The sequence below is a fragment of the Streptomyces sp. Q2 genome (assembly GCF_056820935.1).
The window spans coordinates 35,946-51,853 of the sequence record NZ_JBXEJE010000018.1 but is presented as its reverse complement, the minus strand read 5'-3'; the positions used below and the strand labels follow the sequence as shown (position 1 = coordinate 51,853).

13 protein-coding genes and 1 riboswitch are annotated in these 15,908 nt (G+C 70.9%); of the genes, 10 read left to right on the top strand and 3 right to left on the bottom strand.

Annotation, left to right across the window (positions count from 1 at the left end; translation table 11 throughout):
- Position 1 precedes the first annotated feature (1 nt).
- The 5 genes from ispG (at position 2) to ACWBNA_RS20740 (ending at position 5,393) form a co-directional block, all read left to right on the top strand.
- Positions 2-1,159 carry a flavodoxin-dependent (E)-4-hydroxy-3-methylbut-2-enyl-diphosphate synthase gene (gene ispG / locus ACWBNA_RS20760; RefSeq protein ID WP_482705919.1) on the top strand — a complete coding sequence of 386 codons (1,158 nt, stop codon included), beginning with the start codon at positions 2-4 and terminating at the stop codon, positions 1,157-1,159.
- A 27-nt stretch (positions 1,160-1,186) separates the two neighbouring features.
- Positions 1,187-3,106, top strand: a complete 1,920-nt coding sequence (gene dxs / locus ACWBNA_RS20755) for a 1-deoxy-D-xylulose-5-phosphate synthase (protein ID WP_482705918.1) — start codon at positions 1,187-1,189, stop codon at positions 3,104-3,106.
- The gene (locus ACWBNA_RS20750) at positions 3,103-4,521 is read left to right on the top strand and encodes an aspartate aminotransferase family protein (protein ID WP_482705917.1); all 1,419 of its coding nucleotides are present in this window, start codon (positions 3,103-3,105) and stop codon (positions 4,519-4,521) included. The genes dxs and ACWBNA_RS20750 overlap by 4 nt, the downstream gene beginning before the upstream one ends.
- A 75-nt stretch (positions 4,522-4,596) precedes the next feature.
- Positions 4,597-5,274, top strand: coding sequence for a helix-turn-helix domain-containing protein (locus ACWBNA_RS20745; protein WP_482705916.1), 678 nt, complete (start codon positions 4,597-4,599; stop codon positions 5,272-5,274).
- The gene (locus tag ACWBNA_RS20740; protein WP_329335324.1) at positions 5,271-5,393 is read left to right on the top strand and encodes a DUF6126 family protein; all 123 of its coding nucleotides are present in this window, start codon (positions 5,271-5,273) and stop codon (positions 5,391-5,393) included. The genes ACWBNA_RS20745 and ACWBNA_RS20740 overlap by 4 nt, the downstream gene beginning before the upstream one ends.
- 4 nt (positions 5,394-5,397) lie before the next feature.
- Here ACWBNA_RS20740 and ACWBNA_RS20735 read toward each other — a convergent pair whose 3' ends face one another.
- Positions 5,398-6,195, bottom strand: coding sequence for a tyrosine-protein phosphatase (locus tag ACWBNA_RS20735; RefSeq protein ID WP_482705915.1), 798 nt, complete (start codon positions 6,193-6,195; stop codon positions 5,398-5,400).
- A 181-nt stretch (positions 6,196-6,376) separates the two neighbouring features.
- On the opposite strand from ACWBNA_RS20735, the gene ACWBNA_RS20730 reads away from it, so the two are divergent.
- The 4 genes from ACWBNA_RS20730 to ACWBNA_RS20715 all read left to right on the top strand — a co-directional run bounded on the left by ACWBNA_RS20730 (position 6,377) and on the right by ACWBNA_RS20715 (position 11,796).
- Positions 6,377-8,449: an alpha-galactosidase gene (locus tag ACWBNA_RS20730; protein ID WP_482706051.1), complete on the top strand. Its 2,073-nt coding sequence runs from the start codon at positions 6,377-6,379 to the stop codon at positions 8,447-8,449.
- Between the two features lie 305 nt (positions 8,450-8,754).
- A riboswitch (cyclic di-AMP (ydaO/yuaA leader) is annotated at positions 8,755-8,913 on the top strand.
- Between the two features lie 2 nt (positions 8,914-8,915).
- Positions 8,916-9,899: a M23 family metallopeptidase gene (locus ACWBNA_RS20725; RefSeq protein ID WP_482705914.1), complete on the top strand. Its 984-nt coding sequence runs from the start codon at positions 8,916-8,918 to the stop codon at positions 9,897-9,899.
- 249 nt (positions 9,900-10,148) lie between these two features.
- On the top strand, positions 10,149-10,865 hold the full coding sequence (locus ACWBNA_RS20720) for a DUF6250 domain-containing protein (RefSeq protein ID WP_482705913.1): 717 nt from the start codon (positions 10,149-10,151) through the stop codon (positions 10,863-10,865).
- Positions 10,866-11,010: 145 nt separating this feature from the next.
- Positions 11,011-11,796, top strand: a complete 786-nt coding sequence (locus ACWBNA_RS20715; protein ID WP_482706050.1) for an SGNH/GDSL hydrolase family protein — start codon at positions 11,011-11,013, stop codon at positions 11,794-11,796.
- A gap of 196 nt (positions 11,797-11,992) precedes the next feature.
- Here ACWBNA_RS20715 and ACWBNA_RS20710 read toward each other — a convergent pair whose 3' ends face one another.
- A complete protein-coding gene (locus tag ACWBNA_RS20710) occupies positions 11,993-12,604 on the bottom strand; it encodes a TetR/AcrR family transcriptional regulator (protein ID WP_482705912.1) in 612 nt (203 codons plus the stop codon).
- Between the two features lie 121 nt (positions 12,605-12,725).
- Positions 12,726-13,904, bottom strand: a complete 1,179-nt coding sequence (locus ACWBNA_RS20705; protein ID WP_482705911.1) for a Glu/Leu/Phe/Val dehydrogenase dimerization domain-containing protein — start codon at positions 13,902-13,904, stop codon at positions 12,726-12,728.
- Positions 13,905-14,050: 146 nt separating this feature from the next.
- Between ACWBNA_RS20705 and ACWBNA_RS20700 the strand changes: the two genes are divergently transcribed.
- Positions 14,051-15,316: an MBL fold metallo-hydrolase gene (locus ACWBNA_RS20700; protein ID WP_482705910.1), complete on the top strand. Its 1,266-nt coding sequence runs from the start codon at positions 14,051-14,053 to the stop codon at positions 15,314-15,316.
- The last annotated feature ends 592 nt before the right edge of the window (positions 15,317-15,908 follow it).

Genomic DNA, 15,908 nt, shown 5'->3' with positions numbered 1-15,908 from the left:
CATGACCGCCGTCTCCTTGGGCGTCCCCGAGGTACCGGTCCGGCCGATCGCCGAGCGGCGCGTGTCCCGGCAGATCCAGGTCGGGCCGGTGGCGGTCGGGGGCGGGGCCCCGGTGTCCGTGCAGTCGATGACGACGACCCGTACGTCCGACATCGGCGCCACCCTCCAGCAGATCGCCGAGCTCACCGCGTCCGGCTGCCAGATCGTCCGCGTCGCCTGCCCCACGCAGGACGACGCGGACGCCCTGGCCACCATCGCCCGCAAGTCGCAGATCCCGGTGATCGCGGACATCCACTTCCAGCCGAAGTACGTGTTCGCCGCGATCGAGGCCGGCTGTGCGGCCGTACGCGTCAATCCCGGCAACATCAAGCAGTTCGACGACAAGGTGAAGGAGATCGCGCGGGCCGCGGGGGATCACGGCACGCCGATCCGGATCGGGGTCAACGCGGGTTCCCTGGACCGGCGGCTGCTGCAGAAGTACGGCAAGGCCACGCCCGAGGCGCTGGTGGAGTCGGCCCTGTGGGAGGCCTCGCTCTTCGAGGAGCACGGCTTCCGGGACATCAAGATCTCGGTCAAGCACAACGACCCCGTGGTGATGGTCAACGCCTACCGGCTGCTCGCCGAGAGCTGCGACTACCCGCTGCACCTCGGTGTCACGGAGGCCGGTCCCGCCTTCCAGGGGACCATCAAGTCGGCCGTGGCCTTCGGAGCTCTGCTCTCGCAGGGCATCGGCGACACCATCCGGGTGTCGTTGTCGGCCCCGCCCGCCGAGGAGGTCAAGGTCGGCCTCCAGATCCTGGAGTCGCTGAACCTGAAGCAGCGGCGGCTGGAGATCGTGTCGTGTCCGTCCTGCGGGCGCGCCCAGGTCGACGTCTACAAGCTGGCCGACGAGGTCACGGCGGGCCTGGAGGGCATGGAGGTGCCGCTGCGGGTCGCCGTCATGGGATGCGTGGTGAACGGCCCGGGAGAGGCGCGCGAGGCGGATCTGGGCGTCGCCTCCGGGAACGGCAAGGGGCAGATCTTCGTGAAGGGCGAGGTCATCAAGACCGTCCCCGAGTCGAAGATCGTCGAGACCCTGATCGAAGAGGCGATGAAGATCGCCGAACAGATGGAGCAGGACGGCGTCGTCTCGGGGGAGCCGGCCGTCACCGTGAGCTGAACAGCACGGACCGATAGGGGGCCCGACGTGACGATTCTGGAGAACATCCGGGGACCACGCGACCTGAAGGCGCTGTCCGAGGCGGAACTCGGTGAACTGTCCGAAGAGATACGTGAGTTCCTGGTGCACGCGGTCGCCAGGACCGGCGGACACCTCGGACCCAATCTGGGGGTGGTGGAACTCTCCATCGCCCTCCACCGGGTCTTCGAGTCACCGGTCGACCGCATCCTGTGGGACACCGGCCACCAGAGCTACGTACACAAACTCCTGACCGGACGTCAGGACTTCTCCAAGCTGCGCAGCAAGGGCGGCCTGTCCGGCTATCCCTCGCGCGAGGAGTCCGAGCACGACGTCATCGAGAACAGTCACGCCTCCACCGCGCTCGGCTGGGCCGACGGACTCGCCAAAGCCCGGCAGGTGCAGGGGGAGAAGGGGCACGTCGTCGCGGTGATCGGCGACGGGGCGCTGACCGGTGGCATGGCCTGGGAGGCCCTCAACAACATCGCGGCCGCCAAGGACCGGCCGCTGATCATCGTCGTCAACGACAACGAGCGGTCGTACGCGCCCACCATCGGCGGCCTCGCCAACCACCTGGCCACCCTGCGCACGACCGACGGCTACGAGAAGGTGCTGGCCTGGGGGAAGGACGTACTGCTGCGGACCCCGCTGGTCGGCAGCACGGTCTACGAGTCGCTGCACGGCGCCAAGAAGGGGTTCAAGGACGCCTTCGCACCGCAGGGCATGTTCGAGGACCTCGGTCTCAAGTACGTCGGCCCGATCGACGGGCACGACCTCAAGGCCGTCGAGTCGGCGCTCAGGCGCGCGAAACGCTTCCACGGGCCGGTGCTGATCCACTGCCTGACCGAGAAGGGGCGCGGCTACGAACCCGCCCTCGCCCACGAGGAGGACCACTTCCACACGGTCGGTGTGATGGACCCGCTCACCTGCGAGCCGCTCACTCCCACGGGCGGGCCGTCCTGGACCTCGGTGTTCGGGGACGAGATCGTGCGGATCGGCGAGGAGCGCGACGACGTCGTGGCCATCACCGCGGCCATGCTGCACCCGGTGGGGCTCGGCAAGTTCGCGGCCCGCTTCCCGGACCGGGTGTGGGACGTCGGCATCGCCGAACAGCACGCCGCCGTCTCCGCGGCGGGTCTCGCGACCGGCGGGCTGCATCCGGTCGTCGCCGTCTACGCGACGTTCCTGAACCGCGCCTTCGACCAGCTCCTGATGGATGTCGCCCTGCACCGGTGCGGCGTCACCTTCGTGCTGGACCGGGCCGGCGTCACAGGGGTCGACGGCGCCTCCCACAACGGCATGTGGGACATGTCGATCCTCCAGGTCGTCCCCGGCCTCCGGATCGCCGCGCCACGCGACGCCGACCAGCTGCGGGCGCAGCTCAGGGAGGCGGTCTCGGTGGACGACGCGCCGACGCTGGTGCGCTTCCCCAAGGAGTCGGTGGGGCCGTCCGTCCCGGCGATCGACCGGGTGGGCGGGCTGGACGTCCTGCACCGCGGCTCGCAAAGTCCCGAGGTGCTCCTCGTGGCGGTCGGCGTGATGGCGCCCGTCTGTCTGCAGGCCGCCGAACTGCTGGAAGCACGTGGCATCGACTGCACGGTCGTCGACCCGCGGTGGGTCAAGCCCGTCGACCCGGCGCTCCCTGGCCTCGCGGCCCGGCACCGGCTGGTCGCCGTGGTCGAGGACAACAGCCGGGCCTCCGGGGTCGGCGCCGCGGTGGCGCTCGCCCTCGGGGACGCCGAAGTCGACGTGCCGGTACGGCGGTTCGGCATTCCGGAACAGTTCCTCGCGCACGCCAAACGGGGCGAGGTGCTCGCCGACATCGGCCTCACGCCCGTCGAGGTCGCCGGACGGATCAGCGCGAGCCTGGCCGTCAAGGAAGCGAACCCTGCCGTCCAGGACGAGTTGTCCAAGGAGAAACAGGCATGACAACCGCCAAACCCGCGTCGTCCTCCTCGCAGGCCGGGGAGTTCGACCTCGGCGCGCTGCTGGCCGAGCGCGGGGCCGAGCGCTACGAGCTGCACACCAGACACCTCAACCACCAGCTCCCGCGCATGCTGCACACCATCGGCTTCGACAAGGTCTACGAGCGCGCCGAGGGCCCGTACTTCTGGGACGCCGACGGCAACGACTACCTCGACATGCTGGCCGGGTTCGGGGTGATGGGCCTGGGGCGGCACCACCCCGTGGTCCGCAAGGCGCTGCACGACGTCCTCGACGCCCAGCTCGCCGACCTCACCCGCTTCGACTGCCAGCCGCTGCCCGGGCTGCTGGCCGAGAAGCTGCTGGCGCACAGTCCGCACCTGGACCGGGTGTTCTTCGGCAACAGCGGTACGGAGGCGGTCGAGGGCGCGCTGAAGTTCGCCCGCTACGCCACCGGGAAGCCGCGGATCCTGTACTGCGACCACGCCTTCCACGGCCTGACCACCGGGGCGCTGTCGGTCAACGGCGAGCACGGTTTCCGGGACGGCTTCGCCCCGCTGCTGCCCGACACGGCCATCGCGCTCGGCGATCTCGACGCCCTGGCAAGGGAGCTGAGGAAGGGCGACGTCGCCGCCCTCGTCGTCGAGCCCATCCAGGGCAAGGGCGTGCACGAGGCCCCGCCCGGCTACCTCCGCGCCGCCCAGGAACTGCTCCACCAGCACAAGGCGCTGCTGATCCTGGACGAGGTGCAGACGGGCCTCGGCCGGACCGGTGACTTCTACGCCTACCAGCACGAGGACGGGGTCGAACCCGACCTGGTGTGCGTGGCCAAGGCGCTCTCCGGCGGCTATGTGCCGGTCGGCGCCACCCTCGGCAAGGACTGGATCTTCAAGAAGGTCTACTCGTCGATGGACCGGGTGCTGGTCCACTCGGCGAGCTTCGGCTCCAACGCACAGGCCATGGCGGCAGGCCTCGCCGTGCTCTCCGTCATGGAGAACGAGCAGGTCGTGGCGAGTGCCCGGGCGACCGGGGAACAGCTGAAGTCCCGGCTGACGGCGCTGATCGACAAGTACGAGCTGCTCGCCGACGTCCGCGGCCGGGGCCTGATGATCGGCATCGAGTTCGGCCGGCCCACGTCGCTCAAGCTGCGCAGCCGTTGGGCCATGCTGCAGGCCGCCCGCAAGGGGCTGTTCGCGCAGATGGTCGTCGTGCCACTGCTGCAGCGCCACCGGATCCTCACCCAGGTGTCCGGCGATCACCTGGAGGTGATCAAGCTGATCCCGCCGCTGATCATCGGCGAACGGGAGGTGGACCGGTTCGTCGACGCCTTCACGGACGTGATGGACGACGCGCACAGCGGTGGCGGTCTGATGTGGGACTTCGGCAAGACGCTGATCAAGCAGGCGGTCGCCAACCGGTGAAGTGTGGTGGCGGGGGCTTTTGCCTCTGAGGCAAGAAATTTGCCGCAGAGGCAAAGCTTCGGCTGAATGGAGGGCATGAACTCTCCCGAGTTTGAGCCACCCGGGCCACCCGGGCCACCCGGTCCACCCGGGCAATCCAGGCCACCCGGGCCGCCTGCGCCCTCGGCCGAGGCGATCCCCCTGGTGGCACCGCAACTGCGTGCCCTGCGCCGCCGCGCCTCCCTCACCCTGGAGGCCGCGGCCCGCGCCGCCGGGCTGTCGCCCGCCCACCTCTCCCGTCTGGAGACCGGACAGCGCCAGCCCTCGCTGCCGATGCTGCTGGGCCTCGCCCGTATCTACGGTACGACGGTCTCGGAACTGCTCGGCGAGACGGTCGCCGACCGGGACGCCGTCGTGCGCGCCGCCGACATGGAGCCGACCGCGGCGGGCGGCTGGACCTACTGGCAGGCCGGCGCACCCGGCCGTGGCATGCAGGCCCTGCGCGTCCACGTGCCCCACGGCTCCCAGGGGGACATCGTGCGCGTCCACCCCGGCGAGGAGTGGCTGTACGTCCTCGAAGGGCGGCTGCGGCTGCGCCTCGGGGACACCACGCACCTGCTCGCGGAGGGCGACAGCGCGCACTTCGACTCGCTGACCCCGCACCGCATCGTCGCCGAGGACCGCGGCGGCGTGGAGCTCCTGTTCGTCCACACCCTGCTGCAGAGCCCCACGGCCGCGCTGTGCCTGGGCCCCACCATCGGAGAGATGCCATGAGCAACATGGAGGAGAAGTTCCCCCGCGCCCTGTGGGTGCGGCTGATCATCTACCTGGCGGTGGGGCACCTGTTCGCGGCCTTCATCTACCTGCTGTTCGCGCTGGGGGCCAAACAGTGAGCGGTCAGTCGAGCAGGCGCTCCCGCAGCCGCTCCCGGATCGCCGGAGTGACGGAGAGCCCCTGCTCCAGGTACGTCTCGACGCTGCCCCACGTCTCGTCGATGGTGGCGAAGGCCGTCGCCAGATACTCGGCGCGCGCGTCGAACAGGGGGCTGAGCAGCTCCATGACCTCGGGGGAGTAGGCCGAGGCGGCGCTGCCGCTGCGGCGCACCTTGTAGCGGCGGTGCCTGGCGTTCGACTTCAGGTAGTCGGCGACGATCGCCTCCCGCTCCACGCCCAGGGCCAGCAGCGTCACCGCTATCGACAGCCCGGCGCGGTCCTTGCCCGCCGCGCAGTGCATCAGCACCGGGACGCTGTCCTCGGCGACCGAGTGCAGCACCCGGGAGTGCTCGGCGGTGCGCTCCTTGATGATCGTGCGGTACGACGCGATCATCCGGTTCGCGGCCCTGCCGTCGGACAGCAGCGCGCGCAGCTGGTCGAGGCCGCCGTCGCGGACCATCTTCCAGAACTCCGCGCCGTCCGCGGGGTCGCTCAGCGGCAGGTTCACATTGCGCACGCCCGGCAGCTCGACGTCGGGACCCTCCAGCTTCTGGTCCGCGGCGTTGCGGAAGTCGAAGATCGTGTGCAGGCCCAGGGATTCGAGGAAGGCGGCATCCTCCTCGGTCGCGTGCGCGAGGTGGCCGCTGCGGAACAGCACCCCGTGCCGCACCCGCCGTCCGTCCACCGTCGGCAGCCCGCCCACATCCCGGAAGTTGCGCACTGCGGCCAGCTGCGGTTCGGTCGACGGGACCTGCTGCGTCACGAGGGCTCCTCCCACTACGTCCCGCCGACGCGGCTCGACGACGGGCACCCACTCGACGATACGACATGGGTTCCTGGGGCAATGAGTTGTCCACAGGCGTTGCACCGAGGGCGCGCGCACCTTGATGATGTTGGTGCTTGAGCGCCCCTGTTCAGGCATGTTCGTATCTGTGAGGGACTGCATGCTGGAGATCGCCGAGAACGGCCGCACATGGCTCCTGTCCGGGCCGGCCAGCAGTTACGCCGTCCACCTCACCGCCGACGACGAGCTCCTGCACCTGCACTGGGGGCCACGGATCGCCCTCGCCGACGCCGAGGCGCTCGCCGTACGCCCGCTGCCCGACTACTGGCCCTTCGAGTCCCCGCTCGACGGGCGCGAGGAGTACCCCGTCGAGGGCGGACCCCGCTTCGTCCGGCCGGCCCTGTCGGTGCGCACGGAGGAGGGGCGCGGCACCGAGTGGCGCTTCGAGGCGTACGAGCGGGCCGAGGACGACGCACTGCGGCTGCGGTTCCGCGACGGCGGGCTGGCGATCACGCTGCACTACCGGATGCGCCACGACGTCCTCGAACGCTGGGTGACCCTGGACAACGACGGGCCCGCCCGGGAACTCCTGCGCGCCGACTCCGCCACCTGGACCCTGCCCGACCGCGACGGCTGGCGCCTGTCCCAGCTGCACGGCCGGTGGGCCGCGGAGTCCCGGCTCGTACGCTCCCCCCTCACCTACGGTGAGAAGGTCATCGGCAGCCGCCGCGGCCACACCGGACACCAGCACCTGCCCTGGGTCGCGCTCGACACCGACGCGACCGAGGAGCGCGGCGAGGTCTACGGCTGCGCCCTCGGCTGGTCCGGGTCCTGGCGGATCGCCGTGGCCCAACTTCCGGACGCGCGCGTGCAGATCACCGGCGGTGCCGGGTACGACGAGTCCGGCCTGCTGCGGCTGGCGGCGGGGGAGTCCTTCACGACGCCCGTCTTCGCCGGTCTGTGGAGCGAGGGAGGCTTCGGCGGGGCGAGCCGGGCCTGGCACGCCTACCAGCGTGCGTATGTGATCCCGGACGCGGACCAGGACCGGCCGGTGCTGTTCAACTCCTGGGAGGCCACGGAGTTCGACATCTCCGAGGAGCAGCAGAAGGTGCTGGCGCGGCGGGCCGCGGCGATGGGCGTCGAACTGTTCGTCGTCGACGACGGCTGGTTCGGGGCCCGCACCAGCGACCGCGCCGGGCTCGGCGACTGGAAGCCCAACCCGGACCGCTTCCCCGGCGGCCTCAAGCCGCTCGGCGACCACGTACACGCCCTCGGCATGAAGTTCGGCATCTGGGTGGAGCCGGAGATGGTCAATCCGGACAGCGAGCTGTACCGGGCGCACCCGGACTGGGTGCAGTACCAGCCGGGACGAAAGCGGACGGAACTGCGCAATCAACTCGTACTGAACCTCGCGCGCGAGGACGTCCAGGAGTACCTCTGGGGACAACTCCACGAACTCCTCTCCAGCGCCCCGATCGACTATGTGAAGTGGGACTTCAACCGCTGCTTCACCGACGCCGGCTGGCCCGGTGAGCCCTATCCGCAGCGTCTGTGGGTCGACCACGTGCACGCCCTGTACCGCCTGTTGGACCGGCTGCGGGCCGCCCATCCGGGCGTCGCCTTCGAGTCCTGCTCGGGCGGCGGCGGCCGGATCGACCTCGGCGTGATGAGCCGTACGGACCAGGTGTGGACCTCCGACAACACCGACCCGCTCGACCGGCTCGCCATCCAGCACGGCTTCAGCCAGATCCATCCCGCCCGGGTCATGGCCGCCTGGGTCACCGACAGCCCCAACACCCAGCTCAACGGCCGGGTCAGCTCGCTGAGGTTCCGCTTCGTGAGTGCCATGGCAGGGGTGCTCGGCGTCGGCGGGGACCTCGCCGAGTGGACCGAGGAGGAACTCGCCGAGGCCCGTGACTGGGTGGAGCTCTACAAGGAGATCCGGCCCGTCGTGCAGCGCGGCGACCTCTACCGGCTGCGGCCCCCGGAGGGCGGGCTCAGCGCGGTGCAGTACGTGCTGGGCGACGAGACCGTCGTCCTGGCCTGGCTCCAGGCGCAGCGTTACGGCGAGCCCGTACCGGCGCTGCGAGTGCGGGGCATCGACCCGTCAGCATCGTACGAATGCCGCGAAACGGGCGAAGTTCACAGAGGTGTCGTACTGCTGCATCACGGACTGCGGACGGGGCTGCGCGGTGACCTCGATGCGACGGTTATCCGTCTACGCCGCATCTAGGGCTTCTGTCTGAATTGGCGCCTTCGTTCCAACTCCGGCCGGAATGAAGGCGCCTGGGGAGTGGCCACGTGAGGAGCGTCATATTCGTGACCGTGAGTCGCCCGTCATGTTCACGTAATCAACACGCTTTTCAAGGGACTTTGGCCAAAAGAGCGGTTCCCTAATGCACTCAGTGTGACCGGTAATTCCCTCAGATGACCAACAGAAACCCATTCAGGGGCAACCACTTGCTTGTCCCTTCGCGTCTTGGTCGCTTACGTTCACCATCCATCCGGACGGACGCCCAATCCTGCCGCCGCCCGGAACCCGCACACTCACCCGTCCACGGCAGGAGCGGGGGACCCACAGGTACAACGCCTGTTCCGGTCTCCGGAACGGCTAGGGGTTAAGCCGTACTTCGGTACGGCCGGGCATCTCCAGTCCGCACCCGACAGCTCACCTCGCAGGCGCCGGAGAGGAATTCGCCATGCCCGCGAAGGGTAAGCACCGCCGACCGAAGTCCCAGCGCTTCACTCGCTCCATCGCCGTCGCCGGAACCGGCGGCGCCGCACTCGCGCTCCCGCTTCTCGGGGCCACCGGCGCGCACGCCGCCACCCCGCAGTCCGTATCGGAAAAGACCGTTCAGTCGTCCGTGCCGACCACCGTGCAGAAGGTGGCCGAAAAGACGGCGGCCGAAAAGAAGGAATCCGCGCAGACCTCCGGCGCGAAGACCTACTCCGTGCGGGCCGGCGACTATCTCGCGAAGATCGCGGACGAGCAGAATGTCAGCGGCGGCTGGAAGAAGCTCTACTCCGACAACCGCGCTGCCGTCGGCGACGACCCGTCGCTGATCCACCCCGGTCTGAAGCTCTCGATCGGCAAGAAGGCCACGACGAGCACGCCCAAGTCGTCGTCGTCCTCCTCCTCGGGCTCTTCCGCTCCGTCGCCGAAGTCGTCTTCCCCGAAGTCGTCGAAGTCCTCGGATTCGTCCGCGTCGTCGTCGTCCTCCTCGTCGAAGACCGAGGCGGCCACGCAGAGCGCCGACACCGCCGGCAACTCCAGCGGCTTCAGCCTCCCGGTGGGTGGTGCCGCCGTCGGCACCGCGTACCACGTGGCGGGCAGCATGTGGTCCAGCGGCTACCACACCGGCGTCGACTTCGTCGTCCCGACCGGCACCTCCCTGAAGGCGGTCGGCGCGGGCACGGTCGTCTCCGCGGGCTGGGGCGGCGCGTACGGCAACCAGGTCGTCATCAAGCTCGCCGACGGCTACTACGCCCAGTACGCCCACCTGTCCTCGCTCTCCGTCTCCAGCGGCCAGTCCGTGACCGCCGGCCAGCAGATCGGCCTCTCCGGTGCCACCGGCAACGTGACCGGTCCGCACCTGCACTTCGAGATCCGCACCACGCCCGACTACGGCTCGGACGTGGACCCGGTCGCCTACCTCCGCTCGAAGGGTGTCGCCGTCGGCTGACGCTCCTTCCAGCGCCCCTGAGGGCGGCGCCCCACACGCCACCGAAGGCCGGACCCCGATCCCCGGGTCCGGCCTTCGGTGTGTTCGCCTTCCTCACCCATGATCACTTCGTTGCGGTCGTGTGGCAGGGGTGTCCGGAGCGTCGACAGCGACGGGAGTGAGGGGACACAGTGAACTCCGCAGCGGTGCAAGCGCTTTCTGCGTCTGTGCCGAAGCCCTCGATCACCCTCCCGGAAGGAGCCGTCTCCCGTGACGACCACGCGCAGAGCCTTCGGAGCCCTCGCCGCCGGCGCCGCCCTGGCCGCCCTCGCCCCCGCGACCGGCGCGAGCGCCACGCCCCGCCATCGCCGGCTGATCGCCCGCGACGACTTCCGCCACGGTCTCGGCCGATGGGCGGTGGAACTCGAGAAGGGCGGCAGCGTCACCGCCTCCCGCGGGGTCCTGGACGTCGACGTACCCGCCGGCGCGACGGTCTGGTTCAAGGAACGGCTCGAAGGTCCGTACGTCCTCGAGTACACCGCCACGCCGGTGGCGGCGGGCGGGGTCAACGACCGCGTCTCCGACCTCAACAACTTCTGGAACGCCGTCGACGTCCGGTCCCCCGACGACCTCCTCGCCGTGCGGCGGGGCGGGGCACTGGCGGAGTACGACTTCCTCAAGACGTACTACGTCGGCTACGGCGCCAACACGAACACCACGACCCGGCTGCGCCGCTACGTCGGAGAGGCGGGCGTCCGGCCGCTCGTCTACGACTACACCGAGCCGCTGCTCGTGCCCAACCAGCCGAACCGGGTCCGGATCGTGTCCGACGGCTCCGGCGTCCGGTGGTGGAACAACGGGCGGCTCGTCTTCGACTACAGCGACCCCGAGCCCTACACGAGCGGGCACTTCGCCTTCCGCACCACCTGGAGCCACTTCCGGATCAGCGAGTTCCGGGTGTGGCGGTTGCAACCCCAACAGCGCTGACGACAGGGCTATTCCTGCTTTGACCAATCCTTGAAGAGTGGCTTATCTCACCGCCCGTCAACCCCTTCCTACGGTCGCGTAGCTCACATCCCAAGGGGAATCATGGGCCGACGTGGCAGACGATTCGAAGAGTGACAACAGATCAGTGATCGGGTCGTACGTGGCGGTGGGGGACAGCTTCACCGAGGGCGTCGGCGACCCCGGCCCCGACGGGTCGTTCGTCGGCTGGGCCGACCGGTTCGCGGTACTGCTCGCGGACCGGCGGCCCGAGGGCGACTTCAAGTACGCGAACCTCGCGGTCCGCGGGAAACTGCTCGACCAGGTGGTGGAGGGCCAGCTTCCGCACGCCCTCGAACTCGCCCCCGACCTGGTCTCCTTCTGCGCCGGCGGCAACGACATCCTGCGGCCCGGCACCGACCCCGACGAGGTCGCCGAGCGTTTCGAGCGGGCGGTGGTGCAGCTCACCGCCGTCGCGGGCACGGTGATGGTGACGACCGGGTTCGACACCCGTGGCGTGCCCGTCCTCAAGCATCTGCGCGGCAAGATCGCCACCTACAACGGACATGTGCGGGCCATCGCGGACCGCCACGGCTGTCCGGTGCTCGACCTGTGGTCCCTGAAGACCATTCAGGACCGGCGGGCCTGGGACGGCGACCGGCTCCACCTGTCGGCGGACGGGCACACGCGCGTGGCGCTGCGCGCCGGGCAGGTCCTCGGTCTGGAGATCCCGGCCGACCCGGACCAGCCCTGGCCGCCGCTGCCGCCGCGCGGCACGCTCGAGGTCCGGCGGGACAACGTGCACTGGGCGCGCGAGTACCTGGTGCCGTGGATCGGCCGCCGGCTGCGCGGGGAGTCCTCGGGCGACCACGTGACCGCCAAGGGCAGGCTGTCGCCGGACGACATCAAGACGCGGATCGCTTCTGTGGCTTGAGGGCGTGGGTGCGGGAAGGGCCTGAGGGCGCGTTTTGCGTGAAGGGCTTGGGAGCGTGTGTGCGGGAGGGGCTTGCGAGGCTTACGGGCTTGCGGGTGCCCGGTGCGTGCCGGTCTGCGGGCAGGGCGGCCGGCACTCGGCTCGTGCGAGCGGGCGGGCGGGCGCGGCTCGTGCAGGCGCAGGGTGGTGGGCGGCCCTACGTCGTCAAAGCCGCCCGCGCCAGGCCCAGTTCGCGGGCCAGCGCCTCGTCGACCCACTCCTGCGCCCGCGACCGCGAGACCGCGCCGGAGTACGACGTGAGCTGTACGGCGAGCCCGTCCAGCAGAGCCGTCAGGCGCAGGGCCGTGCCGCCCGGGTCCGGGCAGTGGAACTCGCCCGCGGCCACGCCTTCGGCGATCACCTCGGCGAGAGCGGCCTTCCACCGCCGGTCGAGGTCCCGGGTGACGTCCTGGAGCGCGGGCTCGCGCAGCGCGGCCGCCCAGCCCTCGATCCACAGCCGCCAGCCCTTGGCCGGGCCGGTCGGGGCGTACCAGCGCACCGCAGCCCGCAGCCGGCGCAGCGCCGTGGTGCGGCGGCCGAGCAGCTTGCGCAGGTGGGCGAGGTCGTCCTCGGCCGCGTACGCGAACGCGGCGGCGACCAGTTTCTCCTTCGTGGAGAAGTGATAGAGCACCAGTGCGTTGCTCACGCCGAGCGCCGAGGCCACGTCGGCGATCCTGACCGCCGCCACACCCCGCACCTCGATCTGCCCGATCGCGGCCCGCAACAGCTCCTCGCGCCGCTCCGCCACGCTCAACCGCACTCTCGCCACGCGATCACCCTAATCCGTGGTGCGGGGGCCCGCCGGACGGAGGTTGCTTCCCGGCCGGGACGCTCCATGGCCGGTATTCACCCCAGACGGGGCCCTTCGCACCGAGGAACGGGCGCCGCGCCTACCGGTACCACCCGAACCGTTCGGCGATCACCGGCAGCCGGTCCGCGACGATGCCGTGCGCGGCCGCCCGTGGGCTCGTCCCGTCCCTCTCCGCGCGGACCAGCATCTGCTCGACCAGGGCGCGCATCGAGCGACGCGTGTGGGCGAAGGCCGCGTCCGCGTCGGCGTCGATGTCGCCGAACAGGGTCCACCACCACCAGGCGTTCGTCCCGGAGTTCACGACCACGTCCGGCAGCACGGTCACCCCGCGCGCGGACAGCGATTCCTCCGCCTCGGGGAGGACCGGCATGTTGGCCGCCTCGATGATCCAGCGGGCTGTGATCCGCTCCTGGTTCGTGGTGTCGATGGCGTAGGAGACGGCCGCGGGCACCAGCATCTCCGCACCGGCCGACAGCCAGGAGTCACCGGGCAGTTCGCGGTCGTCGGGGCGCAGCACGGACCGGTCCACCGTGCCGTAGGCGTCCCGCGCCGCGAGCAGCGCCTCGACGTCGAGCCCCGCCGGGTTGGCGATCGTGCCCTTGATGTCGGCGACGGCCACGACGGTGAGCCCCGCGCGCGTGAGGAAGCGCGCGGTGGCCCCGCCCATGGTGCCAAGGCCCTGCACGGCGACCCGCGTACCCGCGTGCGCCACCCCGGCCCGGTCCAGGGCCGTCAGTGCCGACTCCGCCACCCCGCAGCCGCCGACCAGTTCGTCGAGCCCGATGCCGTCGACCTCGACCGCGAAGGCGTCCGCGAGTCGCCGCCGGGCCGTGACCTCGTCGTCGAGCAGCGGATACACCGCCTGGATCGAGGAGACGAGCCCCGCTTCCGAGGCCGCCCGGTCCACCAGGTCCTGGCTGAGGCCGAGGTCCTCACCGGTGGTCCACAGGCTCTCGACGTACGGCCGCATGGCGCGCAGGTAGCGCACCAGGAGCTCGTAAGCCCCCGGCTCCCGGGGATCACAGTCGATACCGCCCTTGGCGCCGCCCAGGGGGACGTAACGGCCCTGCGGGTTGTAGTGCAGCGCCTCCTTCATGGTCATGCCGCGGGCGAGCCGGGCCACCTCGTCCAGCGTGCAGCCCGCGCGCATGCGCAGCCCGCCGCTGGAGACGCCGCGCACCAGCCGGTCGACGACCAGGAAACCCTGACGACCGGTGAGGTGGTCGGTCCAGGTGAGCGACATCAGGGGGGCGGTCATGCGGTTCTCCTCCAACTGAACGGTGAGTCAGTATCAGAATGCCGGCCGTGTCCTGTCAACGAGGGAATGGATCACGGGTGTCACCCGGTTGTCAGAGGGGGCGACCATAATGGAGCGCCTCACCGACTCCACCCTGGAGGTACACCGTGACCGGTTTCCGTTCCCCGAGCTCCGGGCTTCGCGCGCTGCGGCCCGCGGCCTTCGGTGCGGACCCGAGCGGTGAGCGCCTGGCGCGCATCCGCAGATCACCCCACTTCAAGGACGGGGTGTTCCAGAATCCCGGGGGCACCACCAGCACTCGCCCCTCGGGTTCGTCGATGGAGTTCGCCAAGACCTTCTTCGACAAGGACGAGCGGATTCGCCGCGCCCCGAAGGGCACGGTCCCGGTGCACGCCACCACGCTCGCCGACATCGCAAAGCCTCCCGCCACCGGTCTGCGGCTGACCTGGATGGGGCACTCCAGTGTGCTCGCCGAGATCGACGGGCACCGGGTGCTCTTCGACCCCGTCTGGGGTGAGCGCTGCTCCCCGTTCGCCTTCGCCGGCCCGAAGCGGCTGCACCCGGTGCCCCTGCCGCTGGCCGCGCTCGGACCGGTCGACGTCGTCGTGATCTCGCACGACCACTACGACCACCTGGACATGCCCACCATCAAGGCGCTGGCCGGCACGGACACGCTGTTCGCCGTGCCGCTCGGCGTCGGCGCCCACCTGGAGCACTGGGGGGTGTCCGCCGACCGACTGCGCGAGCTGGACTGGAACGAGGCGACCCAGGTCGGCGGCCTCACGCTGACGGCCACGCCGGCCCGTCACTTCTGCGGCCGCGGCCTGCGCAACACCCAGCACACGCTGTGGGCCTCCTGGGTCGTCGCCGGGGACGAGCACCGGATCTACCACAGCGGCGACACCGGGTACTTCGAGGGCTTCCAGGAGATCGGCGCCGAGCACGGCCCCTTCGACGCCACGATGATCCAGATCGGTGCCTACAGCGAGTTCTGGCCGGACATCCACATGACCCCCGAGGAGGGCGTGCGTGCCCACCTCGACCTCCAGGGCGGCCGGCCGCACGGCGTGCTGCTGCCGATCCACTGGGCCACCTTCAACCTCGCGACGCACGCGTGGACCGACCCCGGCGAGGGCACCGTCGCGGCCGCCCGCACGGCGAAGGCCCCGGTCGCCCTGCCGCGGCCCGGCGAGCCCTTCGAGCCCACGGCCGAGACCGTTCCGACCGAGCCGTGGTGGCGAGGAGTGGCCCTCACCCCGGCGGGCGGTTGGCCGGCTTCCGACGTGCTCGCCGAGGCGGCGATCAGGACTTCGGCCGAATCGGCGGCCCGCGCGCAGACCGATACGGCAGGTGACGCGCCGGAGGGCAAGAGCGAGGGGAGTGGCGAGCCGGAACCCGTTCCGGCGGGCTGAGGTTCCGGACGGGCGGCCGGGCCGGTTGCCGGAGCCGGTGACTGTCGTCGGCCGGCCGGCCGGGTGCCGGGGTGGATCGAGGCCGAGGCGCCGGTGCGAGGTGACCTGGGTTCGCCGGACGTGGTCCCGGCTTTGAGGGTGCCTGCGGCGGCCGGAGCGCGCAGTGCCGGAGCCGGTGGCTGTCGTCGGTCGGGCGGCCGGGTGCCGGGGTGGATCGAGGCCGAGGCGCCGGTGCGAGGTGACCTGGGTTCGCCGGACGTGGTCCCGGCTTTGAGGGTGCCTGCGGCGGCCGGTGCGCGCAGTGCCGGAGCCGGTGGCTGTCGTCGGTCGGTCGGCCGGGTGCCGGGGTGGATCGAGGCCGAGGCGGCGGTGCGAGGTGACCTGGGGTCGCCGGACGTGGTCCCGGCGTTGAGGGTGCCAGCGGCGGCCGGCGCGCGCCGTGCCGGAGCCGGTGGCTGCCGTCGGGCGGTCGGCCGGGAGCCGGGGTGGATCGAGGCCGAGGCGCCGGTGCGAGGTGACCTGGGGTCGCCGGACGTGGTCCCGGCGGTGAGGGGGCCCGCGGCGGCCGGTGCGCGCAGTGCCGGCGCCGGTG